This is a genomic window from Streptomyces sp. NH27 (genome assembly GCF_056859195.1).
Genome location: NZ_JACEGK010000810.1, coordinates 1 through 2,173, shown reverse-complemented (window position 1 = coordinate 2,173; position 2,173 = coordinate 1). Strand labels below are relative to the sequence as shown.

Genomic DNA, 2,173 nt, shown 5'->3' with positions numbered 1-2,173 from the left:
GCCTCACCCAGGGCAACCCTGAGCCGTCGGCCGATACCGCCTGTCCGTCCTGCGGTCAGCCATCGGCCCCTGCAGAGGCCGAGCCGCCGTCCTGGCGGAAGCCGGACGACCCGCCTTTGCCCGCGCCGATGTACCGCAAGCGCACCAAGGAGTCCCGCAGCCGGCCCCGCAGCATCCGCTTCACCCCGACCGCCGAACGCGTCATCGAAGAAGCGGCGAGGGCACGCGGCCAGTTCTTCGCGGGCTACGTCGGCGATGTCGCCTACGCGCATGCCCTCGGCAGGACTGCCGCGGCCAGCCCTGAGGACGACCCGATCCGCCCGCTCGTCGAGACCGTGGAACGGCTCATCGCCCAGCTCCGCCGGACCGGCAACAACCTCAACCAGGTCACCCACGCGGTCAACTCCGGCGCCATACCCGAACACGCCGAGCACGTCCTGGAACGCGTGGAAGCAGCCGTCGAGGAAGCCTTCACCCTCCTCGACGGCTTCACCGGCAAAGGGGCGGCCTGATGGTCCCCGACGTCTCCACCGGCTCCCACACCGCCGGACTGCTCCACTACCTCTTCGGCCCCGGCCGCCGAGACGAACACCAAGACCCGCACATCGTCGCCGCCTGGGACCTGGCCGGCGCCCCCGATCCCGGCCGCGACCCCGACGCCACCATCGCCCGGCTCGCCGACCGCCTCGACCTCCACGCACGCCTCCGGGCGAAGGAGACCGGCACCATGCCAGCCAAGCACGTATGGCACTGCCCCGTGCGCACCGCGCCCGGCGACCGCTACCTCACCGACGCCGAGTGGGCGCAGGTGGCCCGCCGAGTCGTTGCGGCGACCGGGATCGCCCCCGACGGCGATGACCTGGCCTGCCGGTGGATCGCCGTCCGGCATGCCGAGGACCACATCCACATCGCCGCGGTCTCCGTACGGGCCGACGGACGCCGCGCCCGTACGAACCGCGACGGCTGGCGTGCGCAGAAGGAATGCAGGCGGATCGAGGAGGAGTTCGGGCTGCGGCAGCTCAAGTCCGGCGACTTGACCGCGCCCAAGACGCCCACCAGCGCCGAACAGGCGAAGGCTGAGCGCATGGGCAAGAGCGTCACCAGCCGTGAGTGGCTGCGTGATCAGGCGTACGGCGTTCTGGCCGCTGTCCGCACCGAGGAGGAGTTCTTCGGCGTGCTGGGCACACTCGGCGTCAAGGTCAACAAGCGCATCGGGCCACAGACCGGCCAGGTCACCGGGTACAGCCTTGCCGCCCCCGACGACACCAACGCCCAGGGCACACCCGTCTACTTCAGCGGCTCCAAGCTCGCGCCCGACCTGTCCATCGTCCGCATCCGCGAGACCCTCGCCAACCCCCGCCCGCGCCCGGCGAAGCAGTCCCGGCCGCAGTCCCAGGACATCTGGCGGCAGGCGGAGAGCGCCCTGCGCGAGACAGCCACCGTCCTGGACGGCACCGACGACGCTGCAGCGCAGGCCCATCTCACCGCGTTCAGCACCCTGCTGCACAACACCGCCCTGGCCGCACCACCGGCAAGCCGGGCCGAACTCCAGGCCGCGGCGACCGCCTTCAACCGCGCCAGCCGCTCCGCTATCCGCGCCGACCACCAGAAGGCAACTGCCCTGCGCGACGCAGCCAAGGACCTCGTCTACGCCTCATCCGACGCCGGCGGCTTCGCCGTAGCGGTTCTCTTCGTCCTGATCCACACAGCCGCTGCAGCCGCCCGCTGGTACGAGCAGCGCGGCTACGAACAGCAGGCAGCCGCAGCCCACCAGGCCGTCATCCACCTCCGCACCGGCTACCAGCAGGCCGCAGTTCCCGTGCTGGCCGACCTCACCCGCCGCACCCCACGGCCGGAGACTGCCCAGCGCTTCGAGGCCACCGTCCGCCAAGCCATCCCCGACCACGCCGACCGCATCCTGGCCGACCCTGCCTGGCCCGCACTCACCACCGGCCTCGCCCAAGCCGAGACCACCGGCCACCACCTCTCCACCCTCCTGCGAAAGGTAGTCGCGGACCGCGAACTCGATTCCGCCCACGCGCCCGCCGAAGTGATCGCCTGGCGCCTGATGACCGCACCCAACCGCCGAGCAGAGGCAGCCCGCGCCCGCACCTATCAGCCGCCCGCGCCCGCAGGCGAACCCGCACGGTCGGTGCCGCCCCTGCCCCCGGCG

At 72.0% G+C, this 2,173-nt stretch carries 2 protein-coding genes; both read left to right on the top strand.

Going from position 1 to position 2,173, the window contains the following annotated elements; translation table 11 throughout:
- The first annotated feature begins 116 nt into the window (after positions 1 to 116).
- Positions 117 to 512: a MobC family plasmid mobilization relaxosome protein gene (locus AC13HU_RS36070; RefSeq protein ID WP_483046217.1), complete on the top strand. Its 396-nt coding sequence runs from the start codon at positions 117 to 119 to the stop codon at positions 510 to 512.
- Positions 512 to 2,173: relaxase/mobilization nuclease domain-containing protein (locus AC13HU_RS36065; protein WP_483046216.1), on the top strand; the 1,662-nt coding region annotated here is incomplete at its 3' end. The genes AC13HU_RS36070 and AC13HU_RS36065, both read left to right, overlap by 1 nt.